The sequence below is a fragment of the Cupriavidus basilensis genome, from assembly GCF_029335485.1.
GTDB classification, from domain to species: Bacteria; Pseudomonadota; Gammaproteobacteria; order Burkholderiales; family Burkholderiaceae; genus Cupriavidus; species Cupriavidus basilensis_E.
The window spans coordinates 35,992-62,564 of sequence record NZ_JARJLM010000464.1; the positions used below are offsets into that span (position 1 = coordinate 35,992).

General features: G+C 60.7%; 11 protein-coding genes and 1 pseudogene. 2 read left to right on the forward strand and 10 right to left on the reverse strand.

From position 1 onward, the window contains the following. Window positions 1–12: 12 nt before the first annotated feature. From P3W85_RS28375 to P3W85_RS28405, 7 genes are all read right to left on the reverse strand, one after another. Entirely contained in the window at window positions 13–792 is a 780-nt protein-coding gene (locus P3W85_RS28375; RefSeq protein WP_276267194.1) for a flagellar hook-basal body protein, read from the reverse strand. Continuing rightward, entirely contained in the window at window positions 789–1,532 is a 744-nt protein-coding gene (locus P3W85_RS28380; protein WP_276267195.1) for a flagellar hook-basal body protein, read from the reverse strand. Before P3W85_RS28380 ends, P3W85_RS28375 begins: the two co-directional genes overlap by 4 nt. A gap of 258 nt (window positions 1,533–1,790) precedes the next feature. Beyond that, complete coding sequence (locus P3W85_RS28385; RefSeq protein ID WP_276267196.1) at window positions 1,791–1,931, reverse strand: hypothetical protein; 141 nt, start codon at window positions 1,929–1,931, stop codon at window positions 1,791–1,793. A gap of 78 nt (window positions 1,932–2,009) precedes the next feature. Beyond that, complete coding sequence (locus tag P3W85_RS28390; RefSeq protein ID WP_276267197.1) at window positions 2,010–4,082, reverse strand: flagellar biosynthesis protein FlhA; 2,073 nt, start codon at window positions 4,080–4,082, stop codon at window positions 2,010–2,012. Between the two features lie 18 nt (window positions 4,083–4,100). Beyond that, window positions 4,101–5,165, reverse strand: a complete 1,065-nt coding sequence (locus P3W85_RS28395; RefSeq protein ID WP_276267198.1) for an EscU/YscU/HrcU family type III secretion system export apparatus switch protein — start codon at window positions 5,163–5,165, stop codon at window positions 4,101–4,103. A gap of 3 nt (window positions 5,166–5,168) precedes the next feature. Then, window positions 5,169–5,924, reverse strand: coding sequence for a flagellar biosynthetic protein FliR (locus P3W85_RS28400; protein WP_276267199.1), 756 nt, complete (start codon window positions 5,922–5,924; stop codon window positions 5,169–5,171). Between the two features lie 9 nt (window positions 5,925–5,933). Continuing rightward, a complete protein-coding gene (locus tag P3W85_RS28405; RefSeq protein ID WP_276267200.1) occupies window positions 5,934–6,200 on the reverse strand; it encodes a flagellar biosynthetic protein FliQ in 267 nt (88 codons plus the stop codon). A gap of 233 nt (window positions 6,201–6,433) precedes the next feature. Here P3W85_RS28405 and P3W85_RS28410 point away from each other — a divergent pair, with 233 nt between their 5' ends. Beyond that, window positions 6,434–7,555 carry a tetratricopeptide repeat protein gene (locus tag P3W85_RS28410; protein WP_276267201.1) on the forward strand — a complete coding sequence of 374 codons (1,122 nt, stop codon included), beginning with the start codon at window positions 6,434–6,436 and terminating at the stop codon, window positions 7,553–7,555. Between the two features lie 620 nt (window positions 7,556–8,175). Continuing rightward, window positions 8,176–8,478: a hypothetical protein gene (locus tag P3W85_RS45365; RefSeq protein WP_346430296.1), complete on the forward strand. Its 303-nt coding sequence runs from the start codon at window positions 8,176–8,178 to the stop codon at window positions 8,476–8,478. Window positions 8,479–8,580: 102 nt separating this feature from the next. On the opposite strand, the pseudogene P3W85_RS28415 reads toward P3W85_RS45365, so the two are convergent. From P3W85_RS28415 to P3W85_RS28425, 3 genes and pseudogenes are all read right to left on the reverse strand, one after another. Next, window positions 8,581–9,605, reverse strand: a pseudogene (locus P3W85_RS28415) (IS630 family transposase). A 228-nt stretch (window positions 9,606–9,833) separates the two neighbouring features. Then, the gene (locus P3W85_RS28420) at window positions 9,834–10,319 is read right to left on the reverse strand and encodes a hypothetical protein (protein WP_276267202.1); all 486 of its coding nucleotides are present in this window, start codon (window positions 10,317–10,319) and stop codon (window positions 9,834–9,836) included. A gap of 5 nt (window positions 10,320–10,324) precedes the next feature. Then, entirely contained in the window at window positions 10,325–26,359 is a 16,035-nt protein-coding gene (locus tag P3W85_RS28425) for a carbohydrate-binding domain-containing protein (protein WP_276267203.1), read from the reverse strand. Window positions 26,360–26,573: the final 214 nt, after the last annotated feature.

Here is a 26,573-nt window from a genome sequence, read left to right on the forward strand (position 1 = left end):
CGTGCCACGTGTTCAGCGCTTGAGGCCATTGACGATGCCCATCAGTTCATCGCCTGCCTGCACGACCTTGGCGCTTGCGCCATAGGCGCGCTGCAGCAGCAGTAGGGAAACCAATTCTTCGGTGAGTTGAACGTTGGACGTTTCAAGCGATGCCTGCGAAAAGGAACCGAGACCGTCTTCGCCAGCCAGGCCGCGCGTGACGTCGCGCGCATTCTCATCTAGCCGGTACAAGCCGTTGCCTCCGGTCAGCAGCCGGCGGGTATCGGCGACCGACACGAGTTCTAGCTGACCGATCTCGGTCGGCGTCGGCTGGCCGCTGGTGACGACATAGACTTTGCCGGTGGTGGCAATCGACAGCGACGTCGCATCCACCGGCACGGAAATCGCGGGCTTCAGCGGCATGCCGTTGGCCACGGAGAGATAACCGTCTTCGTTGATGCGCAGCGTGCCGCCACGGGTGAGCAAGGTCTGCCCGCCCGGCGCCATGATTTCGAGAAATCCTTCACCCTTGATGGCGATGTCGAAGGGGTTGCCGGTCTGCCGCAGATCACCGGGCGTGAAGACGCGTGTCGTGCCATCGAATGCGACACCTTGCAGAATGTCCTGCCCTCTCACCGGCAGCGCACCACTGCGATAGCCCGGCAACGTCGCCGGCGCCACCATCTCCGCGAAGGAAACGAGCGCACGCTTATAGCCGGCGGTGTTCATGTTGGTGATATTGTTCGACACCACGCTGACGGCGCCCTGCTGGGCCTGCAGCCCCGTGGCGCCGATGTAGAAGACGTTGTTCATGCGGCTTCTCCCAACTGCCTCAGGGCCCGACCCATCATGTCGTCGTAGGCATGCACGAACTTCTGCCCCATTTCGGCCCGGCGCACAGACTCCATAATCGAAACGAAATCGGCTGCCGTAGACACATTTGCACTCTCGACGAACCCGGTGCGCAGCTGTGGGTTGTCGGCATCGATGCCACGCTCTCGCGCGCGGAAAAGATTGAGCGTCGCCCGCTCGAGCGCGGCGGGATTGCGGAATGTCATCACTGCGGCTCGGCCGGCCGGCCGACCGTCGGCGATCAGCGTGCCGTCGCTTTCGAAGCGCCAGGTTTTCTCGCGCACGACAAGATCGCCGCCGCCCGCGCCCTGGAGCACCCAGCCTTGCGGCGTGACAAAATGGCCGTTGTCGTCCAGAGCGAACGTCCCATAGCGCGTGTAGCCGATACCGTCCGGAGTGGCGACCTGGAAGAACCCTTCGCCGGAAATGGCGAGATGCGTCGGCACGCCGGTCGCGCGCAACGGTGCCGGCCTAAAGTCCGTGGCAACCCCCAGGGCCGGCACGAGCGCGCCGATCTGAGAGTGCAAGGCTGCTTGCGGCAAGACGCCTGCAGGCGATGCCGGGGCGGAAAGCAATTGAGAGAAAGGAAGCTGCCGCTTGTAACCGGTGGTCGCGATATTCGCGATGTTTTGCCCGGCAATTTCCAGACGACGACCTTCAAGACCAACAATCGCGGACGCCACATCAAGAAGATGCGCCACGAAATGCCCCTTTAATTTATGACGATTTTATGACATCTATTTTTTAACTTTGATTTTTTATCTAAAAAATCTCTCGCGCCAGTTTGACACCATTTATTGGATTTTGCAAAGAAACTACAGCGAATAGCGTGAGCTTCATCGAGACCGGTATTTCACCGATACAGATGCGGCACCGCACGCCTCAAAAACGTCTTGATCTGGCGCCGGATTTCTTGACTGCCCGGCAGCACAGGCATCCGATCCTGTCGCATCATATTTTCAGCTAGAGACATGAGCCGCGACAAGAACCCTTCTGCTAGCTGCGGCTCCATCGAGATTTACGATGATTTGCCCGGCAATTTCCAGACGATGACTTTCGAGACGAACAATCGCGGACACCACATCAAGAAGATTATCCATAAAAAACGCCTTTTATTTGTGACGTTTTTATGAAATCTTATACGTATTTTTTGCTTTATTTCTTTATCAGAAATACTCTCACGCCAGCTTTCCACCATCCACGGAATTCTGTAAAGAAACCACAGCGAATGACTTGAGCTTCATCGAGCCCGGTATTTCACCGATGGAGAGTACCGACAAACGCGGCACCGCACGCCCCGAAAACACCTTGATCTGACGCCGAATTTCCGGACTGCACAGCAGTACGGGCATCAGATTCTGTCGCATCATATTTTCAGTTAGAGACATGAGCCGCGACAAAAACCCTTCAGCTAGCCGTGACTCCAGCACGAAGCCGGGCGCGCCGCCGTCGGCTTGCTGCAGGTTCTGCACGATGGAAGATTCGAGCGCGGGATCCAGCGTCAGCACCGACAGCGTATCGTCCCCCACCGCCAGCCGCTGGCAGATCGACAGGCCGAGCTTGCCGCGCACGGCTTCCGCCAACAGAGCGGGATCCTTCTGATGGCGGCCGGCGTCGGCCAGCACCTCAATGATGACGTCGATATTGCGTACCGACACATGCTCCGCCACCAGATGTTGCAATACACGCTGCACATCGCTGATGGCGAGCACATTCGGTACCAGCTCTTCCACGAGCCCCGGCTGCCGGCCGCGCGTGCCTTCGAGCAATTGTACGACTTCATTGCGCGAGAGCAACTGGTCGCCATGGTTGCGGATGACCTCGGTCAGGTGTGTGACCAGCACCGTTATCGGATCGACGAGCGTATAGCCTTTCACCTGTGCGGCCTCGGCCTGCGCGGGATCGATCCAGACCGCCGGCAGCTGGAACGCAGGATCCCGCGTTGCAACGCCCTCGATGGAATCGCCGCGCGTCGACGCGCGAATGGCGAGCGTCTTGTCCGGATAGAGCGTGCCTGCGCCGTAGCGGTCGCCGCGCAGCAGGATCTGGTAATCGAAATACCCTTCCAATGTCGCCTCAGCGAACGTTACGGCAGGGATGGTGATGCCTGTGTCCCGCGCATGCTGGCGGCGCAGACTTGCCACGCGTTCTATCAACACCTGCCGCATTGGCAGCCAGGTATCAGCCAGGCCCTTGGCGAAGGTGACCTCGATGCCGGTGGCCACGACCGGCACATCGGCGTCACTACCTTCGCCCGCCTCCGCACCGCCTTCCGCCAGCGCTTCCTCGAAGGTGCCGGCGCGCCGCCGCGCCAGTAGCCACACGCCTATCACCACGACCAGCAGAATCGCCACCGGCCATTTCGGCATGCCTGGCAGGGCGAACAGCGCGATCAGCGTGGCCATGACCACGAGCTGGATCTTGGGAAACCGCACGAGCTGGCGCAGCACCTCGGAACTCAGTTTCTGGTCGGCGGCGGAACGGGTGACGATGATGCCGGTGGCCACCGAGATGATCAGCGCCGGCACCTGGGTGACGATACCGTCGCCGATGGTAAGCAGCGTGAAGCGCTGCAGCGCCTCCTGCCAGGGCATGCCCATTTGCATCACGCCGATGACCAAGCCGCCGATGATGTTGATCAGCAGGATAACGATGCCGGCAATCGCATCGCCCTTCACGAACTTGCTTGCTCCATCCATCGCGCCGTAGAAGCCGGCCTCTTTCTCCAGGCTCTTGCGGCGTGCTTTGGCCTCGTCCTGCGTGATGAGGCCCATGTTGAGGTCGGCGTCGATGCTCATCTGCTGGCCGGGCATCGCGTCCAACGTGAAGCGCGCCGCCACCTCGGACACGCGCTGAGCACCGCTGGTGACCACGACATACTGCACAACCACCAAGATGAAGAAGACGATCAGCCCGATGACGAAATTGCCCTGCACGACAAAGGCGCCGACCGCGCCGATGACCTCACCTCCGTTCGCGCTGGACAGGATCAGACGCGTCGCCGCCACATTAAGCGACAGCCGGAACAGCGTGGCCAGCAGCAGCAGCGATGGGAAGGTGGAGAAATCCACCGGTCGGTCGACGTAGAACGTCAGCAGCAGAATAGTCATCGCGAACGCGAAGTTCACGATGATCAGCAAATCCAGCGCGGAAGGCGGCACCGGTGCGAACAGGATCAACAGGATCCCGATCACACCCAGAACCAGCACGAGGTCGCTCTGGCGACCCAACAATGACTTGAATTGTTCCATGACCGCGCCCGCCCAGGCCTAGTCTCCCTTGTCTTCTCGCGCGCGCAGGCGGCGATATACCGCCGCTACCGACGTATACAGGCCTGCGGGAATCTCTTCCTCTAACCGGCCCTGTGCGTGCAGTTCCCGCGCCAACTGCCGGTTCTCGACCACCGGCACCCCATACACCAGCGCCAACCGCTTGATGCGCTGCGCAAATTCGCCCGTCCCCTTCGTCACGATCTTCGGCGCCGCCATCGACGCCGGCTGGTACTGCAGGCAGACGGCAACGTGCGTTGGGTTGGCGATCAGCACGTCCGCGCCCCGCACATTGCGTAGACTGCGCGCCCGCCCTAGCATCTCGAGCTGCAGATGTTTGCGGCGCTGCTTGATGCGCGGATCGCCTTCTCGATGGCGCACCTCTTCCTTAACCTCGCGGCGGCTCATCTGCATGCGGCGCGCGAACTGCCAGCGCACGAGCACCTGATCGAGCACCATGAACACCAACGCCGCCGCGCCAAACCAGGCGATCACCCGCAGACCGTGCCGGAACAGCGCACCCGCCACGCTGCGGCCGTCCGCCGGCAACTGCGCGGCCACCACCGGAATCTCGCGGATGCAGAGATAAAGTACCGCGCCGTACACCACCAGCTTGAGGCAGGCCTTGGTCGCCTCGATCAGAACCTGCATCGAGAACAGACGCTTGAATCCTTCCATCGGGTTGATGCGCGTCATGTCCGGCTTGAGCGCTGCCGGCGCGAACAGAAAGCGCGTCTGCAGCAGCCCGGCAGCCAACACTGCGGCCGCCACCACGCCGATCATCGGTGCCACGGCCAGCGCAATGTCGCGCACCAGTCGGAACATTACCTCCACCGTCGCGGCCGGCGCACCCGCCAGCGTGGGCAGAGCGGCAAATGCCTTGCTGCAGGCCATCGCCACGGCCAGCGCCGCAGCGTCACCCTTGGCCCACAGCCAGCCGCCGGCGGTCAGCACAGCGACCACCAGCCCCACATCCTGGCTGCGCACGACGGTGCCTTTCTTGCGCGCCTGCTCCAGCTTGTAAGGTGTCGCGTTCTCGCTGCGTGCCTGTTCCTGCTCGGCCATGGCTCAGCCTGCGAAGAACCGGAACATCATGCGCACCAGCTCCACCAGGCGCGGCGCGGTGAACAGCATCGAAGTGGCGCCAACCACGATGGCCAGGATGCCCTTGACCTGCAGACCGAGGATCAGCACGTTCATCTGCGGCAGCGCGCGCGACAACAGCGCCAGCCCCACATCCGCCGCGAACAGGGTTGCCATCAGCGCAGCACCGATACCCAACGCCAGCGTCATCGCCCCCCCCAGCAGTACAAAGATGCGCTCTGGCTCAAACAGCATACCCTGCGCACCCAGTGGCACAAACTCCAGCGATGCTGCCACTAGCCGCAACAGATCGTGGTGCCCGTTAATCGCGAAGAACACGATGCCCGCAAGCAGCGCGAACATCGTGCCAAACAGCGGCGTCTGCGCCCGCGTGGTCGGATCGATTAGCAAGGCCAGACCGTAGCCCGCCTGGATGTCGATCGTGCGGCCCACGATATACAACGCGGCAAAACACAATTGCAGAACCAGTGCGATGGAGATGCCGATCAGCAGCTCGGAGCCCATCGCCCGGACCAGCACGGCATTGTCCATCGCCACCATGTCAACCGACGGATATGTCACCACGCCCGCCGCGAGGCAGGCGGACATCGCCAGCGCCAGCAGGATACGCACGCGCGCAGGCACCGCCACCAAGGTAAACGGTGGCGCAAAGAAAAGCGCCGGGCCCAGCCGCAAGGCTATCAGCAACGATGCAAGGGCCAATCCGGTAGACAACTCCATGACCCGCGCTCAGTTCAAGGTGGAAATCATCTTGATCACATCGGTGGCATAGGTGGTGAGCCGGCTCAGCATCCACGGCCCGAGCACCACCATCACCAGCAGCGTGGCGACCAGCTTGGGGATGTAGCTCAGGCTCATCTCCTGCAATTGCGTCACCACCTGCACCACGCTCACCAGCAAACCGACGAGTAGCGTAACGCCGAGCAGCGGCAACGCGATCAGGAACGCGTTCCACAGCATGCTGGAAATCAGTTGCTGGGCGAGATCGGGAGTCATGCTTACATCATTGGATTCACGTGGAGTATACGTCCACTGTGCTACGGAGGTGACGAATATCTCCACCCCCCGGATGGGCGGTAAGCTGATGCAGCGGATTGCGACACTGCACTAGACTTGCCCGCGCTATACCGCTACTCTCCGCAGGTTGCCGATCTGCACCATCTCACGCGGGCGATCGGCCGTTGCTTAACCGCATCCCCCGCAGCGCCCCTAGCGCGCGCCACTGCATCATGTCCGACGCAACGCTCGACCGCCTGCTCCGCTTTCTGGAAATCGACCCCGGCAATGCCCGCCTGCGTCTCGACGCCGCGCAGGCTGCCTACGACGGCGGCAACTACGATCTGTGCAAGGACCTCGTCGCGCAAGCCAGCGACGACGCCGCACCCGCGCTCCTCCACATCGGCGCACTCGCGCGCATGGAGTCGGGCGATGCCGCCGGCGCGATACCGTTGCTCCAGACACTGCTCACGCAGGCGCCGAGCAACCCCGTTCTGCGCTACAACCTTGCTTATGCCCTGTCGCTGGCCGGTGCGTATGGCGACGCTCTGCAGACGCTGGGCGATCTCGACGATGATGCCAGTTCGTCAGCGCGGCTGCTCCGCACCCGGCTGCTACACTACCTCGGCCGCCTGGACGAGGCCCTGGCCGAAGGCGCGCAGCACGAGAATCAGGTCACCGGCGACCCGGAACTGGCCGGTGCATTAGCCCTGATTGCGCTCGATGCCAACGACTTCGACAAGGGGCGGCACTATGCAACGCTCGGCAGCGCCTCTGCCAACGGCAAGGTTGTCGCCGGCATGGACGCCCTGCAACAACAGCAACCGGACATCGCCCACGCCCTCTTCGCCCAGGCGCTGGAACAGAACCCACGCAGCGGCCGCGCCTGGCTCGGCGCCGGTCTCACCGACCTGCGCTACCAGGTCATGGATACCGCCGCCGAAAAACTCGACCATGCTGCAGCGCTGCTCGGCACGCATGCCGGCAGTTGGGTGGCCGCCGGCTGGACATATATGCTGATGGACAAGCTACCCGAAGCGCGGGCGCGATTCGAAAAGGCACTGGATATCGACCGCAACTTCGCCGACACCCACGGCAGCCTCGCGGTTCTCGCCGTCAAGGAAGGCAATCTCGATGTCGCGCAGCGGTCGGCGGAAATCGGCACGCGACTCGATCCGCACAGCCTCTCGGCGATCTTCGCGAAGAGCCTAGTGCTGCAAGCACATGGGGATTCAAAAGCGGCGCAGCGTGCGTTGCGTACCGCACTGGATCTGCCTATCGGGGATGGAACGGGAGCGACAGTATCCGACGTGCTGGCGCGGATTGCGAGTGCGCCAGGGCAGCGGCGGCATTGATCCTGAACTGCCCCAGTTTCGTGGAGACCCCTTGGCTTGTGTCAGGCCGACATGGCCTGCTGCTCAAGTTGGTGATAGTAGCGGCCTCGTATTCGGTCGGCGACAGGTATCCCAGAGTACCATCAAGCGATGATTGTTGAACCAGGCCACCCATAGCGTCGCCAGTTCCACGGACTCCATACCCTCCGCGCGACTCTCCAAACACACCAACCAACTGGATGTACGCCGCGTCGCTGCCAAATCCCGGCTGTACCACCGGCGAGTCGCTCCAGATAGGCGAGCGTTGCAGTTCCGCAATTGTGTCGCCCAGCACATCCTCCTGAGAGCTTCTGGCACTACCTGAGTTACTGACGAGGCTCCCACCCAGCGCATTGCCAAACGCAACAGGTCCGAGGCGAAGTCGTACCCCTATCGCCCGCTATTCCTTAGCGGACGCGCCTTTCCAAGCCGTGATATGACCGCAGGAAGGCCGTTTCTTGGGTCGGAAGCCCCGAAGTGCGCTTTTGGGGCCGCAGGCGACCAATCGGGAGGGGTTCAGAGCTCGGCGACACCTAGTTCGTTATCGTCGTCGGCCTCATCGTCCAGCGCCGGCAGCGGCGCCGCTGGAGCAGGATAGCGCAATGGCAGCCGCCACACCGCTGCGTGCCAGGCGCCGGATGCACCGGGGGCAGACCCGGCCTGCTCGCGTAGGCCACCAGCTTGATACACTGCCGACGTACTTGCGCGGCGCCACCCGCGCCTTGATGAACCTGCTCCACATGCCGGCCAGTGAAGCGGCGCCAGCAGTGGGCGTGGTCGCTTTGTGGACCGCTGCAGCGGGGATCTCCGGCGCGAATGCGCCGCAATCAGCGATTGCAGGGATGTATATTCTCTCTGCAGGGCCCTTGAGGGCTGGCTTCGAGGCGAACATCCATGACTCCTGACGAGTGGGGATGCGAGGTGTAACGAACCCGGCACTGAACCCTTCAAGGGCGTGCCGTGGCTCGGCAGACCCGCACGTGCAGATCTACGCCAAGAACAAGCGACTAGTGGGCCGTAACGTTTGAATTGGAAGTAACTCGCCGAAAAAAAATCGAAGCATTTCCATTTCACAGGTTTCGGCTGTTTGTTGTAGTGGCGGATATAGCGCATGAGCTTGCGCTTGAGATCTGTCACCGAGGTGAAGACACCGCGGGCAATGACATCACGCTCGATCTTGGCGAAACGCAGCACCTGATTTAGCCAGGACGAGTACGTTGGAGTGAAATGTATATGCACGTTGCTGTGTTCGACCAGAAAAGCATCGACCTGCTTGATCTTGTGGGTAGAGAGGTTATCGGCGATGACGTGTATCTCTTTGCCGTGGGGTTGATTGGCCACGATGTCAGGCAGGAAGGCGACGAAATCTGCCGAAGTGTGCCGCACTGCCGTCTCGTCTTGCCAAGCACTTCGCCCGTCCTCGTGTTGAACGCCGTATACAGCGGCAACGTGCCGTGCCGGAAGTATTCGAAGCCATGACGCTCAGCCCTGCCCGGCGACAGCGGCAACACTGGATCTTTGCGATCCAACGCCTGAATCGCGGCGTTCTCGTCGACGCAGAACACGGCCTACGTCAGCCGCCTTGGCTTCGAAGTTCGAATCGTTGGAAGCGAGATAGCCCTCAAGTCGATGCGGTTTGATGCCGTGCTTGGCCCAAATGCGCGCGACAGTCATGCGCGAGATGTCGCCCAGTTCGGCGGCCAGTTTTCGCGAGGACCAGTGTGTCGAACCGCCGGCGGGCTTGTGTTTGATGGTCCGTGTCAACACACGGGCCTCGACACAGTCGGTCACCTTATAGCGCTCACGCCCGGCATGGCGAGTGAACAAGCCAGCCAATCGCTCCGCGTTAGAGCGCTTGCGCCAACGATCAATGTAGCTGTCACTGCAGTCGCAGCTCAGCCCGAATCTCGGCCCAGGTGACACCATCTACCAGCAGCAAGACCAGTCGTGCCCGACGCGAGGAATCTGCGCGAGCCGTCCTTGCTCTGGCCCGTTTCTCAAGATCCACGCGCTCCCTATCGGTCAGTTTCATCATGCCCTCCGTGAGCATAATGATATTTCCCATTTAAACGTTACGATCCACTAGGGTTTAGCCTTTGACCGGACACCGCCTCCAGATAAGGCGAGTCCCTTCCAAGTCGATTCCAATCGTCGCAGTCTTCATGGTGGACACTCCTGCTCGGTACATAGGGTTTGCTATGCGCTCCCACCTTGACATACCAATGCCGTGACGGGTAGGGGCGTCCATCCCATTAACGCCTTACAGCGCGATCGGCGCAACAACGATGCACAAGCGGAGCGGAAAGTCTCGAGATTCATGTTTTTGCTGCAACATCAGTCGACTATTCTTTCCCTCCCATAATGCGAGCCAGTTCGCTTCTTGGTCTTCAGGAAAGCCTCTGGCCGCAGCTCCGTCAGCAAATTTTGGCTTTCCAAGAACCGGGGCTAGATCATCAACACAGACCTCAAATTTCTTAAAATATTCATCAATCTTGTCCTCATAATCAGAATCTGACAAAGATTCTATATCGTCAAAGACATCGAAATTTATCTCCACAAAGATAATTTCTCCACCTTTCAAATACACATCCCAAAGCTCACCATCCGTATCGGCATACGTTAATCTTCCTGCGATCGCCTCTTTCTTCCTTAAGGCCAAATCTTGGGCAACGTGCTCCCACCACAACTGGTCCCACTGCCAGTCAATCTGTGACAATTTTTCCGCTAGTGCCTTGATGCTTCTCATGCGTATCACCTCATTCCATTTCCGGGAACGTGCCACACCCGCAAGGTTCCGTCCCCCATTTGGGTCGGAAAATGCTGTTGGAACAATGTTGTAAAGCGCTGTTGGGCTGCCTCATTCGATACGGCAAAGCGCACACCATTTCCACTCGTGGCAGCATTCAACTCAATTTGCCTAGTCGCTTGATCAACGATTTTTCCTTCATTGTAATATCGATGACTTGGATTATAGGGCGACGCGTCCCAAGCGGCATCGTTTCGGCCGGTCCATTTTGCTTCAATTGTATACCCCGCCCTACGCCCATCGAGAGCCACCCGTTCCTGGTTGACTTGCCAAAGCTCCTCGTAACTCCTCCCTGTCACGTGCTTCTGGTACGAAACCCACGGCATGTCGCCATCTGGCAACCTCCTATTGCCAAGTCGCGTCGCGGTAATCGTTTTGCTGCTCGAGGCAATCGTATCGACTTCACCGACGAACGCTGCGGGATTAACCGAACCGGCCTGCGTACGCAAACCGGAAAAGCCCCCCGATGAACCTACGAAGTTTATCGTACTCGCGCGAGACGCAAACTCTGCAAGCGGCCCCGCAAGCTGCGCGGCACCAGCCTTGGCCAATGACCCCAAGCCAACCGTGTTCAGCCCAGCCTCCAGGAAGCGACCGGCTGCCATGTCGGCGTTACGGAAAGAGTCCCCCACCGTCTGGGCCTTCGCGGCTCGGTCCAGATATTGAACACCCTCGCTAAGGTGCGCCGGAATGTTGAGCATACCGCGCACAGCCTCTTCGCCAATCATCAACGGCGCTACCGCCGTCGCTAGGCCAAGTGCGCCTGCGCGCTGACCCAACGAGAGGGATGGGTCCGTCATCATAGTCGTCGCCATCCCATAGCGTTGTGCAAAGAAGCCCGGTGCAACCTCCAAATCACTTCTCACCGGATCAGCGCCGCCAATACCGACCCCATTGATTTCCACGTTCAAAACGGGGCCAACTTGGAACTCGGCACGGCTACGGCCCTGAAGCTCGGCCCGGTCATAGCCCGCTTCCAGCCGCAATCGGGCCAGCTCATTTTCCCTTTGCCGGCCACCCGCTTCTGAGCCCGAGGCACCGCCGGCGATGCCGCTGCCCAAAGTGGAGAACCGCGTGTCTGAGGCAATGGTCAGCCCGTCGAACATCCCGGTCGTGGGCGTACTGCTCAGGTAGCTCGGTCCATCGGCATTGCCATAGACGCTGCCGAAGTTCATCGCGCTGCCCTGGGCCTGCGCGAGCGCTTGGTCCTGGCTGGTCCTGCCGCTGCTGCTCGAATTGCTTCCCGCAACGCTGGCCCCCAGCGCATTGCCAACAGTGTAAGAGGATCGCTGAGCCAGCATTTCGGCAATCCGATTGCCGACGCTCGAACTGATCGCGTCTATGGCGATGTTGCCAATGTTCCCATTCAGATTGCCCCGCACCGCCGCGCTGGCCGTGCCCGCTGCAAGTCCGGAAAACGCATCTATCCCGAACGCCTTTCCTGGGTTGGCCGCCATCAACGCCTGTGCTGTCTTGCCTGACCAGTTGTCGAACAACTGCGACCCCACGGCCTGTTGCACGCCGTAGCCCACGCCGGCCGCCACTGCCGATGCCGCCACGCCTTGCCAGTCGAAGCTGCGCTGCAGCCCCGTCACCACTCCGATGCCCTGCGTCACAGTTGAGCGGATCGCTCCCGTGGCGATCGCTCCGCCAGCGTTGCCCAGATCCTTGAGCGAGCTCGCAAGTCCGCTTACCCCAAGCCCTGACGCCACGCCCGCTCCGACCGCCCCCAGCGCCACGCCCTTCCAACTGAACTTATCCTGCAAGCCGGCCGCCATCATCACACCCTGGCTTGCAATCGAGCCAATCGCGCCGCCAATGGCGGCCGATCCGATCGCGCCTGCCCACCCGACGGCGGTGCCCAGCACCGCTATATTCCCCGTCACCGCCGCGATCCCCGCCGACCAAATGCCGCTGGTGGCACCCATTGCAGTCGCAGCGGCCCCAGCTGTCACGATCGTTGCGACAACTGCGACCACAATCGCTATGACCATGCCGATTCCGCCGCACCCGCCACCTCCCTTGGCTGCGGGCGGGAGAGGCGGCGGAGGCGGAGGGTCCGGCAAGGTCGGGCTGGTATCGCCAATCGCCTTGCCGGCGTCATATACCTTGAAGGTCGACGCATTGTTGTGGATGTTGGTGACCTTGTTCGGGACCACCAGCATCATGCCGGCTGGCAACGCCACGTCGGGCGACAGATAGCCATTGGCTTCGGCCAGAACGTACCAGAGCGAGGCATCGCCCCAGAGTGTCGATGCGATGCTGCCAAGCGTCTCGCCAGATCGCACCGTATGGGTTCCGCTCACGGCCCCAGGATAGGTGCTGTTGATGGGCTGGTAGTTCTCGTCGAAGTCCGCTGCCTTGACCGGAGTGAAGCGCCTGTACCTGTCGTCCGATTTGACCTCTGTCTGCTCGCGCCGCGCCAGTTCCAGCGCATAGTCCACCCGCTCGAGCCCATCGTTGCCGATGTTGCCCACGCGCTTGCCGTCGAAGAAGTAATACGAATGCCAGCGGTTCGAGCGTGCGCCGATCAGTTGGCGCGTAGCCGGATCGACCGTCCCGCCCAGCAACTCATCGCGCTGTAGGATCTGCCCGTCCGCATCCACCTGATAAGTAAAGCTCCGCCGCTTGTCGGTGTCGGAATTGGCGTCCACCGTGGTCTTCAGGCGACCATTGACATCATAAGTAAAATCCGACAAGCCAGGTTTCCACCCCGGAGCGTTCGGATTGCTCGCGGTTACCATGATACGACTCTGCTTGGCCGTATCCCAGTAATCATAGCTGTACTCCGTCAGCGTGGTTGTTTTCGATTCCCCGGGCTTGGCGGGTACGTTGTCATAAGTCTGTGCCGAGCGAATGGCGCCATCCCGGTTGTAGGCATAGTTCGTCCCTCGGTCATTTTTGCTGTCATGCTCCTGCATCAGCAGGTTGTCCTTGCTCCAGGTCCGAATCAGCTTGCGGGTCACGGAGGCCGGACTGTTCTCATCCCACTCGGTATAGGTCGTGACCCGGCCGGCCGCATCATTCTCCCGTTGGCTGGTGAGCTTTCCGCTGGTATGCACCGTCGTTAGGGAGCCGTTGACATCGTATCCATAAATTTCGGCTCGTCCTTTGTCGGCCTTGAGCGAACTAGTGCGCTCGCCGAGCTTGTTGTAGGTCAGCGCCACGCCATCGCCGGAAGCCCCCTGGACAATCTCCTTGTTGACCAACTGCCCCATCGTCACCGTAAACCGGTTCATCGCATCGTACTTGTACCAGTACTCTTGACGCTCCTGCCGAATTCCCGTCCCGTCATAGTACTGGCTCAGCATGCGCCGGCGATTGCCGACGGCGTCGTACCAGTATTCGATCGTGTAGCGCGGATCGGTGATCTTCGTGATGCGGTTGAGCGCATCGTATTCGGTATTCGATTGCTGGAAGGCATAGCCATTGAACGTTGACTTCACGCCTTCGAAGATCCGGTTACCATTCCTGTCGTACTGAAATAGGCTCAGCAGACCTGTCGCCTTGTCCTCGATCGAACGGACCATGCCATTGGCGAAATACTCGTACAGGATGTTCTGTCCGGATGACCCGGTCTGGCTCTTGATCAGCCCCGCGTTGTTGAACTGATAGGTGAACGCATGGCCGCCCAGATCGATATGCTTCACCGTCCTCCCGTAGATGTCGAGATCGTCTACCAGTTTGCGGGTCTCATTCTCGATCTGGGTTGTCCGGCGCCAGCCTCCGATGCTGCGAGCACCCACCGTGCCGATAACACTGTCATAGGTATACGAGATGTTCGTCGCCAAACCATCCGCTGACACGGTACGTACTACTCGCCCATCGACATCGTAGTACGTCCGCGTACGGAAATTCAGGGCATTCGTTACGGCAATCCGGTTGCCCAGGATGTCGTACTCATATCCGTCTATGCTGCGCGCATAGCCCTTGTTCGGGTCTACCGGCCGCAGGACCTGCTTTAATTGCCCCATCAGGTCATAAACGTAATCAGTACGGCGCGCGACCGTCACGACCCCTGCCGCATTCCTGTCAACGACATCAGTCGTCGCACTCCGGTTTCCCAGGATATCGTACAGGTTCGTTCGCCCGCCGCCATCGGCATGCAGTTCGGAGCGCACCGCGGCCTTCTCCAAACCGTATTCCCAGTCCTGCCAGTTTGAGTTGCCGTTGGCATCTTTGACCAAAGTCAGGTTGCCGTTGGCGTCGTAGCCATAGTGCGTGGTTGGCCTAAGCCGTACCGGAGTGTCATTGCTCGGGTAGATGGACGACTCGGGCCCGATCCGGTCGATCAGCTTGCCCAGAGTGTTATAGACCATTGAGGTGGTGTACGCCCCGCCATCGCCAGGCGAGCCACGACCATCCATCTCGGAGATGACATCCCCGAAGGCGTTGCGCTCCTGGCGGCGATGAATGGCGCCACCGTTTGCCGGAATACTGATTACCCATTGGATATCACGGTTATATGACACCGACTGAGGATCCTCATTGCGTACGAAGTATCCAGTATGACGGCCGAGGTTCTTTCCACCAGCATCGAACAGGTCGTAGTAAAACTCATATTCCCCATCGCGCAGCATCATGCCGTCGAACTTGAATTTTCCCTGCGCGTCTGCCGTCAACGATGCCGCTGCAAAATCCTCCACATACTTTCCATTCAGCCGATAGCGCAATTCCATGCGCTTCGCAGCGGGTGCAGCTGGATTGAACATCACATCAAAGCGGCCGTACTGCTCACGGATGAGGGTCCTCGGCGGAATGAGGTAGGTACGTAGCCGTATAACGTTGAAATCGTCACCTGCTCGGCGAGCGTATGAACCCTCCAACTCCTCCAAGAGCACCCCATCCTTGTAGAACTTGAAGTCCAGTTGGAAGAAATCAAGTCTAGTTTCAAAAATCTGTAGGTCATCTATGTGCCATTTGAGAATACCTGCGGCATCCGCCAGAATCGTGACTGTTCTGAACGATGGAGTGTAAGTCGGCAAGGTCACGGTCACTTGCATCCGGTCCGCCTTTTTAGGCGATTCCGGCGGAACGTTTGTAAATTTGACCCAGTAGTCACCAATCTCCACTCCATCCGTCCACGGAAAGCGACTCCAATCGATGTCCCCAAACTCCAGGTTCACATGATCCATGCCTCGCATCAGCACCTGTCCGCTCGTGTCCACGACCTCGTACTCGAGAGCGTAGAGATGCCCCCACGGGACACCACTCGCTACGACGTTCCACAGATATCGCCCATCGCCTTGCGCGTCGATCTCAATCGTTCTTGGCGCGACACCAATCTGCGTCAAGGGCCGATAGGTTACCTTCAGCTTCCCACGCGGCAGGCTCTTGAAGATCACCGTCGTTGGATCTGTCACCGGATCCTTCAATTCGAGCGTGCGATTGCCTGTCGACAGCGTTCCCGTGAGTGCTGCAAGTTGCCGGTCCTGCGCATCGAAGTGCTCGATCAATACGTCGTAGTTCCCCGACAACCCCTGCAGGTCCCAGCGCCAAGCATCCTTAGCGCTGGCCGATGTCAACCACTTCGACTGCCAAGCACCAGACGATCCGGTCAGCTTGTAGCTCACCTTAACCTTCGCGCTCGCATCACTCGACAACCCCAGGCGATAGATGTCGATACCACCCCCGACCCACACGAAAGCACCATTGGCCGTCAGGCTCGCACTGTCGTCGCCGAAACGCCACGCGATCCTGACCTCCCCGTCGGCGCGCGCCACAGTCGCATTGAAACGGGTGAAGCGCTGCAACTCGCCGGAACTCTTGCTCACCGCCACGAAGAGGAACTCGTACTCGCCAGACAAGCCATCCAGCCCCGCAACGATCGTGCCGCGCTCGGTGCGCAACAGATTAGACATATCCTGGAACACCGCATTGGAGGAGGTCCGCGCGTACAGACGCAACTCCGAGTTCTGCGCGGACAGTCCGGCGTCCGACAGCATCAGCCGGTTCGCCCCTTCGGAGAGCGTCTGCTGCTCTACCGAGCGGATCGCCGCATCATATTCTGGACCATCGGGATTGCTCAATGTCGAACCCACCCAGGATCGACTCCAGTTCCCAAGCAGCGTCCTCTGCCCCCCGCTTTGCAGATACACACGTGCGGTATAGCGATAGAAGCCAGACAGATTTCCTTCGGCGACGGCCGGCAGATTAACCACCGCCTGACGCGGCCTATCGTAAGCGTACCCCGGAATGCTCTGACGTTTGAACGGGCGCGACTGCGGGAACGGCAGCGCCGAAAACATCGAGCCTTCATCGTCCACCTCAACGTAGATATCGTAGTTACCATACACGCGCGCCAGTTCGGGGAGATTCACAATCAACTGCTGCCCGCCCCGAACCGTCCCGGTCATCTGCCCCGTCATGACCAGGTTCCCGGTGATGGCAGGGGCCTTGGCATTGCTCTCCAACGAGGGCAGCGGTACTGGCTCATTGACGGCCGCCCCTCGCACGACGCTCGCCCGCCCATACCGCTCACCCGCCGCGATATTCAGGTTCGTATAGGTCACCCCGCCTGGCACCCGGTCCGACTTCGTAAAATCCGGCTGGATGACGTCAATAACCTGATTGCGCTTGTCAAAGAGCGTCACCGTCACCTGGAAGAGGGACGGTCCGGTTGGATTGCCGAGCTCGGCCTTGACCGTATCGAGCGTCATCGTGGACAAATCGTTCGCCTGCGACTCCATCTTGACCGTTGCATTGCCGCTCGCGTCGTACATGAACATGCGGTAGACGCCCTGGTCCGCATTGGTACGCCACACCCTCCCTACGTCGTCATACTCGTACGTCGTCTGCCAAGTCCCACTGGGGCCACCCGCGCCGGTCTTTCGGCCGATCATTTCGCTAAACTGGTTGTAACGGATCTCCTGCCTGTCGCCGTACGTCCACGGCGTCGCTTCCGTCAATCGCCAGGCGTTGACCCTCGCGACTTCCCTATTGTTCGTGTCGTATTTCAATTGTGTGGCTTCGATCCGCGCCGCGCCGTCCGCATCCAGCCTCGTATATTCCACATAGGTGGTGTTGCCCGACGCGTCGTGGCCGTACTTGCGCTCGCGATTGAGCGCGTCGAACTCGCTCGCCACCAACCCGTTCGCGCCATACACGAAGCGTTGAATCTGATCGTCCCCTTCCGCAGCATCGTTCTCTCCGCGGCGAATGATCCGGATGGTATTGCCCAGGCCGTCGTACTCGTAGTCCGTCTTCGATCGCACAGCAAAGCCACGCACATCGACCATCTGCGGCAACTGCTGCCTGATCTGGCGGCCGAGCATGTCGTACTGGAGATCTGTCTTTTTACCCAGTGCATCCGTTTTTTGAGTCAGATTCCCGGCCTTGTCATAACCAAATTCCACCTTAACCGTACCGGTGATTTCTGTGCCCGCCAGACCCGGCTGTGCAGTGGTGTAACGCACGTTCAACTTCGATTCGGAGCTGACCTTTCCGTTCCGGTCATAGGTGTAGACGGTCACGCGATCATTGATAGGATCGGATTCCAGCTTGAGATCTTGCGGCTTCGTTTCTGGTCCGATTTGAATTGACGCATCTCGGCGTCTTGCGTACTTCGTTTCCTGCAAGACGTTTCCATTGGTGTCCCTCGCCCAGGCAATTGCGTAACCTTCTTGATCGACTCCCAGGACCTGACGTCCCAATTTGTCGTAGAAGGTATAGATCTCGCCACGATTCGGATCGACTTCCCTTATCTTCAGACCACCCAAATCGTATGTCCATTGACGGACAATGTCTCCCGTCCCCACGCCTAGGCTGCCGGTCAAGTTGTCTCGCCACACGCTAACGGTCCCCGATATGCGCGACTCAATCATTCTGCTGTTCGCGTCGAACTTGTATTTCACCTCCCTGAACTTCGCTATCGAAGATGGGATGGGGGCCACGCCCAAGATCGACTCCCCGTACACTTCCGCGTACGTGCGTGTCGTGATTGCATTGCCTGTCTTGTCGTAGGTGAACTGCGTCAGCGTTCCGGCTGGATTGAGTTCGGCCGCCTTGCGATTCGCCGCATCGTAGTACATGCGCGTGACGCCACCATTCGCCGCCGTGACCACCGTCAGGTTGCCCCGCTTGTCGTACTGGCGGGTTTCCGTCGGAATGACGTTGTCCTTCCAGCCCACGTCCAGCGCAAATGTACGCATCGCCTCTTTTTGCGTCTGCGTCAATTGGTCCAGCAGGTTGTACGTGAACTGCGTAATGCGCTGCTCGCCTAGGCCAAGCGCCTCGATGGTCTTGATCCGGTTGCCGCGTGCATCATACTCGTACGCGTTCACCACATCGATCAAGACATTGGCCTGATTCTTCGACTTCACCGGAAGCGTTTCCCGGATCAGCAGCCCACGCTTGTCGTACTGATAGGCTGTCACCCCTTCCAGCTTGTTCTTGAAAGTCGCCTTGTTGCTGAAGGCGTCGTAGGTAATCGCCTCGGTGCCGCCTTCTGCATCGGTCGTCAACGTCAGTCGACCCAACTTGTCGTACTGGAAAGCGGTTTTCGCGTCCAGGGCATCATTGCCTAGCACGTAGACCCGCCCAGCGGGAGAATCCGGGGCCTTCGCGAGGACTTCCGGCAATACGTTGGTGGTCACGGTACCGTTGATCTTGCTGGCAAATCGCCTCACCATTACCGGCTTGCCCGTGGCGTTGTACTCAGTCTGCGTCACGTACCCTTCCGGGTCCACTTGCACGATGTTGCGGTTGAGCGCGTCGAAGTAGAAGAGCCCAACATTGCGACGCGGATCCGTTACCTTGACCGCATTGCCAAAGGCGTCGTACTCGGTCAGCGTCTCGCCGCCCAGCGGGTCCTTGACACTGCTTACCCGCCCGATCTTGTCGTAGCTGGTGATCGTCGCAAAAGCCTTGAGCAACGTCTCCTTGTCGGCGGCAGTCAATGTGGCGACCGTGGTTTCTTTCTTCAGGATGTCGCTACGCACGGCCTTGGCCCAATCCGAATCACTCGTGACCAGTTCGGCGCCGCGCGGATCGATGGTTTCCTTGACTACGCCAGTGGCTTCGAAGCGATACCGGTACAGGGTAGTGGCGGCCGCCGCCGTGCCGTACGCGCGCGTCTCGCTCAGTAGGCGGCCGACCTTGTCGTAGGCTCGTGCAGTCGTGGTCTGGTCGGTGGTGCCATAAGCCCGGATGACCTGCGTAGCCTGACCCAGCGCATCGAGCATATGGCGGGTAACGATTGCCCCCGCATCGACCGTCTCGAAGACGCGGCCGGCGCGGTCGTAGCGAGTCTCGGTCACGGCGGCAGTTGCCGGCGGCATGGCCGCAGGCAGCGTAGTCTGCAGCGCTGCGGTGGTGGTGCTGTCGGTCACCGTCGTCGTCGTGGCGTAACGGATGACCTTGCTCTGCCGACCCACGCCATCGTAGGTAATCTGCGTAACGTAGCTCATGCCGTCCACGCTGAACACCTTGCGGCTGGCCTTGTCGTAGAGATTGCGCTCGACCACATCATTGGCGGCGTCGACGTGCAACAGCCCCTGCAGCGCCGCTGCGGTCAGCTCCGTATCGGCGGCATTGGCCTTGATCGGTACATTCTGGATGTCTGTCCAGGACGTGGCGCCGCCTTCCATGTTGCCGTTGGCGTTGAGTACCTGGCCGTTCGCGGCATCCACCAGTTCCAGATAGTCCACTTCCACCGTCCGGCTGCTGTCCGCACCTCCATTGCTGCCGTAGTTGTAGAGCAGCAGCGGAACAGCGCTCTGCGAGCCGGCGAAGAATTTCTTGGCGTCGTACACGCCGGCCGCTGGCGTGTATTCACCAGTAATTCTTGCCTCGAAGGTCTGCCAACCCATCGATGGCGTGAGTCGCACATTGCTCGCGGCGGCATAGGAAAAGTTGCCACCCGCGCTATTGACAATTTCCTTGCCGCTAGCATCCCGAGTGCTGACACCAATGTAGATACTGCCTTCGCCGGTAACTTGCCTTACCCGCGCCCGGACGATGTAGGTCTTGCTTGTATCGATTGGGGCGGGTTGGGCCCCGACTAGCCGGTCGGTGTTGCCACTCAGCGCAATCGTCTTGCCCTGCCGGGTATCGTCCGCCGGCACACTGACAGCCTTGGCATAGCGAATCGTCTTGATGACGTTGCCGTTGCCATCGTAGGTGTAGTTAGTGACGTAGCCCTTCGCATCGACACTGTATGAAACCCGGTTGGCTGCGTCGTAGACCCTGCGCTCGGTTGCATCCTGCGTACCATCAGCGTGCAACAAAGACTGAAGTTGGGCGACCGTCAGTACAGCGTCCGCAGCATTGGCCTTGATCGGTGCGTTCCGGTAGTCTGTCCATGACGCGGTACCGTCCGCCATGTTGCTGTTGGCGTTCAGCACCTGACCGGTTGCGGCATCCACTAGCTCCAGATAGTCCACTTCCACTGTCCGACTGCTGTCCTCACCCCCATTGTTGTAGTAGTTGTAAAGCAGCAGCGGGGCAGCGCTCTTCGAGCCAGCAAAGAACTTCTTGGCATCGTACACGCCGGCCGCTGGCGTATATTCGCCCGTGATTTGCGCCTCGAAGGTCTGCCAACCCATGGATGCGGTGAGTCTCACATTGCTGGCAGCGGTGTACGAGAAACTGGCACCCGTGCTATTGACAATCTCCTTGCCGTTGGCATCCCGGGTGCCGACGCCAATGTAAATGCTGCCTTCTCCAGTCACCTGCCGTAGCCGCGCCCTGATGATGTAGGTCTTGTTCGTATCGATCGGGCTTGGCTGGGCGCCGCCCAGACGATCGGAACTGCCGGTCAGCGTAATCGTCCTGCTGTCGATGCTGCCCACAGTGGGCGCACTGATCGGCCTGGCATATCGCACGACCTGCGTCACATTACCGGCCGCATCATAGCGCTGCTCGGTCACGTAGTTTCCGGGATCGACCGTGTAGCGCAGCCGCCCGTTGCCGTCGTACGCGTACCGTGTCAGTCGGTTGCCCGCATCCGCCGCCAGCGGTGCCGTACGTGCCTCGATCTCCGTGCGCGGCGTTGCATCCGTCAGCCCCGTGAGCGCGATCTGCCGTGCGTACGCCAAGGTCCCCGCTAGCCGCCCTTCGTCGTCGTAGTCGCGGCGGATGGTATTGCCCAACCCGTCCACCGTGTAGATGAGCCGGCTCTCCGCATTGTAGAAGTAGCGCGTCTGATTCCCGTTCGCATCGGTCATCGACGCCACGTTGCCCGCCTTGTCGTACGCGTATGCCGTCTTCAGGTTCAGCCCGGCAGGGTCCACCTGCATGAGCGTGCGACGGTTCGCCTTGTCGTAGACGTATTGCGTTATCTTCGCTTCGACCGTGCCGAACCCTTCGGTCACCTTCAGCGTGTTGCCTGCCGCGTCGTATTCGAACTTGGTCTTCAGTTCCAGCGTGCCGACACCCTTGTCCACCGTCACCAGCACCTTCTGGCCGTTCTCGTCGTACTGCGTTTCGGTCACCACCTGGTTAGCATCCATCACCCGAATCGTTCGTCCGCTGGTGTCGTATTCGTAGGTGGTCTTGAGCGCCAAACCGCCCGGATCCACGGTACGGGTCAATACCCGGCCGGCGGCATCGTACTGGTAGGTGGCCTTGTTGCCGTTAGCGTCGGTGGTCTCCGCTATCCGTCCGGCAGTGTCGTATCGGCTGCCGCTGGTCAGGTTCAGTGTGCCCGAGGCGGTTTTGGTGCCGAGCAACTGGCCGTTGGCGTCGTAGCTATATTCGGTCTTGTTGCCACGCGGGTCGACCACGTCGATGGTCTGCCCCCAGGCGTTGCGCCGGGTGACCGTAACCAGGCCTTCGGGCGTAGTCATGGTCACCTGCCGCTCAAGGGCGGAGTAGGCATAGGTTGTCGTCTTGCCAGTACGATCGGTGCGGGTGAGGACGTTGCCGAACGCGTCATAGCTTATGCGGGCCACGTCGCCCAACGCGTCGGTGACGGTGACGATGCGGCCGGCCCTGTCGTAGCTCTGGCTTCGGATGGCGCCGCTGGCGTCAGTGGTCTGCGTGATGCGGCCAAAGGCGTCGTAGGCAGTGCTGCCGATGAAGTTGAGCCCCCCCTTGTCCTGGATGCTGCTTACAAGCAAGCCGCGGCGATCGTAGGTGTTGCTCAGGAGCGCGGTGACCCCATTAGCGATCGGCGTGAGCCGGGTATCGAGTTCTCCGAAGGCGGTGTAGGTGTTGGTGGCGACTGACTTGCGGCCGTCGGTGCTAGTCTTGACGCGGCCGGCCTGGTCATAGGTGACGGAGGTGACGATGTCGGCGCTGGCGTTGCGTATCACCTTGCTGGTGAAGGCGGTGGTCTCCAGGCCGCCAACGAGTGCAGCGAGTACGGTCTGGTCTGTGACGCGAGCGGCGAAGACGGTGGTCGATTCGCGTTCGCCAAAGGCACTGTAGCCGTATTGCACCACTTCGCCGGCGGAGGTGGCGACATAGGTGAGCTGGCTGTCATTGTTGTAGTAGTAGAAGGTCTTACGACCGTCCGGCGCGGTACTGGAGATGCGCCGCCCAGCAGCGTCGTAGGCGTATTGTGTGGCCCAGGTCGCCCAAACGGCGTCGATCTGCGCCTGAGTGGGGCTGGCGCCGAGCGCGGCCAGTGCGACGCTGCCTTCCCCATTTAGTTCCTGCGTCATCCGCCCGCGGGCGTCGTAGCGATACTGGAGCTGCCGGCTGACGTCCTTGACCGAGATCCGGTTGCCGACCGTATCATAGGCGTAGTCGGTGGATTCAGTGCCGCTGGCCAGGTAGCGGGTCTCCTTGTTCAGGCGATTGTTGTAGTCGTAGCTGTAATCGGTGCGCCGCGGATTGGCGCCGGGCGTGGCGAACGCCATGGCCGTCCACTGCGTGCTAAGGGTCCAGGTGATGGCCCCGCTGGCGGAAAATTGTTTCTCCGCCGGGATCGGGCTAGGGGTGTAGGTGAGGCTCTGCCCGTCGAAGGCAGCATTGCCGACGCCGGCGTCGAAGTACTGGATCTCGGGGCCGTCCACAAAGGTGCGCGTACCGAACTTGCCGTTCCTGACCCACAGGTTGCGATCTTCGGTGCCGATTGTGGCATCGTTGGTGTAAACCAGACTGATCCGATGCGGTCCGACCGGTACGATATTGGCAACATTGACCGTGTAGGTAGCGAAGTCGGTGCTGTTGACGGTGACGCTGCCGGCCTTGACGCCGTCGACCCACACTTCCACCGCCGGCCAGACGCCACCGGCCACGGTGCCCTTGGCCTGGAAGGTGACTGGCACGGCTTGCGGGGAGGTGAGCGTGGCCGGATCAAGCCTGGAGCCTTCGAGCTTGCGGGCGACGTTGCCTCGGATGTCGTACAAGTAGGTGGTCAGATACCCTTCGCCATCGACTTCGGCGATCACGTTGCCGCGCATGTCGTACCATGCGTACTGGCGAATGTCGCTTGAGGCATTGTTCGGGCGCAACTCGATCAGCGTGCCGGTGACCCGCTTGGTTGTATCCGTGCGGGTGCTGTAGCGGATGGTCTGTGTGCGGTTGCCGGCAGCGTCGTAGCGGTATTCGGTAAGATAGCCTTCAGCGTCGAGCAGCCCGGTGAGCTTGCCGTCGCCGTCGTAGAAGCTGCGCTGCGTGCGGTCGGCCGCATCGGCCGTGACGGTGGCGTTGGTCAGCGTCGGGGTTATGGCCAGGGTGGCCGGATCCACCGGCTTCGCGCGTGCGGTGGTTCCCACCAGCCGCGACAGACCATCGTAACTGTAATCGGTAACGGCGCCGGCGCTGCTCACGCTCTTGATGAGCCGGTTGGCGCTGTCATAGAAGCGGTAATCGGCGCGGTCCTTCGTGGTATCCCGGGTCGGACGGATGCTGGCGTTCTCCAGCGTCAGCATGGCCGTGCCGGAGAGCAGTTTGGGCTTGCCCGCGGCATCGACCAGGCTGGCGAGTTGCGCAGCGGTGAGCGTGGCGGCGTAGGTGATGGTGCGGATCTGCCGCCCCAGGCCATCGTAGACGCGTTCGACCAGCGTGCCGTTGCCGTCCACCGTGGCAATCTGCCGTCCAGCTTCGTCGTATAGGGTGTGGACACGCACGCCGGTTTCATCTTCGGTCATGCGGATGCGCCCTAGGCTGTCGTAGTAGGTCTTGCGCGTGGCCGCGCTGACGCCGGCCCCGCTCTCGGTCACTGCGAGCAGTTCGCCGGCCTGGCTGTAGATAGAGACGCGCACCAGACCGTTGGCGAGCGTCACGGTGGTTTTGCGGTTGGCGTCGTCGTACTGGTAGAGCGTGACGGCGCCCAGCATGTCAGTGGCACTGGCCATGCGCCCCAGTCCATCGTAGGTGAAGACCTCGCCCTTGGTGCCGTCTGTGAAGTAGGCGTTGCGCTTGATGAGCCGCCCTTCCTGGTTGTACCAGTAGTTGATCCGGTCGACTTCGAACCCGCTGGCGCCGTAGCCGCTACCGGATGCATACAGTGCGCCGTACTTGGTGGTACTGGTGATACCGCCGCGGAAGTCGTAGGTATTGTCAATAACCCCGCGTTGCTCCTTGGGCTGCGTGTCCGTCCAGGTCTGCAGCTGTGATTCGCTCAGGGTGGTGGTGGCTGCCAGTCCCGCCACCGCGTAAAATCCGGCGTTATAGCTGGTGGTATTGACCACTTGGCCGTAGACATCGTACTTTAGTTCGTTGACCCGCCCTTCGGCGCTGACTGTGAAACGCAGCCGTTCCTTGCTGTCGTAGATGTAGCGTGTGGTGAGGGCTTGCGAGGGCTGCTGCGCCCCGGCGCCGTCCGGGTCAGGCACAACGTAGGTGGTTTCGGTCAGCACCCGATTGCCGGCGTCGTAGGTGCGCATGACGGTATTGCCTGCGTCATCGCGCTGCAGGATCAAATTGCCGTTGCCGTCGTACTGGTACGTGATGGTCTGTGCCGGCTCACTTCCAGCCTGGCTTTGTATGCTGATGAGGTTGTCCGCGTTGTCGTAGCCGTACGTGACGGTCTGGATCACACCGCCGACGGCCGGGGTCTTGATCTGGATCAGCCGACCGCGCGCGTCGTAGCCGAGCACCGTCTTTTGGCCCAGCGCGTCGGTAATCGTGGTCTGCGTGGCACTGTCGTAGCTGAGCGAGGTGGTCCGCGCCACGCCGTCCATCGTCTGCTTGAGGGTGCTAATGCGATATGTGTTGCCGCTGGCGACGTAGGTGAACTCGAGCTTGCTGCCGTCGCTCTGCGTGATGGAGGCGATCCGCTGGCTGCTGCCGTTGTAGGTGTAGCTGGTCCAGTATTCCTTGCCGTCGGTGACCACGCCGTCTTCTGGCGTGAGATCGATGCCCATCCGCGACAGCCGGCTCGAGGTGTCGTAGCTGTACCGTACCGTGGGACGCGCCACCAGGGTGCCCGCGCTGTCCTTGTACTCGCTGCGCACCTGAGTCAGCAGATTGCCGGTGTAGTCCAGGTAGACACTCTCGCCGCTTGCGCTCTGCACCCGCACCAGGTTGCCCGCGGCGTCGTAGCTATAGCCGACCGTATTGCTGCTGACGTCGGCTTGGCTGACGATCCGACCGCCGTTGTTGCCGTCGTACCGCTCTACCAAGCCAGTGTCGCCGTCTGTCCACGTCCATTGCTTGCTCGCTCCATCGTAGGCGAGCAAGTCGTAAGCACCCGCGCCGTCTGTGCTGACGTATTTACTGCGAGCAGCATCCCACGTGAACACTGCCTCGGAGCCGTCCCAGTCCACACGCCTGACCGTGCTGCCGGCCGCGCCAATCGTGCCAAAGAGGAGACTCACGTAGCGGTACTGGCCCGGTCGCCAACTGGGCCCCGTACCGTCGCTCAGCTGCCCCTGACTGTTGTACGTCCGCGTCAGCCCAATGTCCGGGCCGCGTCCCACCAGGAACTGGTCCAGGTGCTGGATATAGAGATTGCCGGTAGTCGCATTCACATAGACGCGTTCTCCGCCCCGTCCAAGGCCGGCATCCCCGATTTGCCCCCGCGAGCCCAGCACATACCCAGACCCCGTCTGCAAGCCCAATCCGTTGCCCGTTACGATCGCGACCATGTGATCTCCAAATAACTTGCAATAGTCCATACGGGGAAAGCCCCCCTTCAATGCAAGTTCTCAGGAGATTTGGGGAAAAGTTTAGGGCCGCGCCTCAAATTCTGACAATTGGCTGCGGAGGTCTGGGCGGCATGCCACACGCTGGGCAACCTCTGGCGCCTGCCCCCGGCTGGCCTGCAGCGCCGGCGCGGTGCTGCCATCAACGAAACTTGCG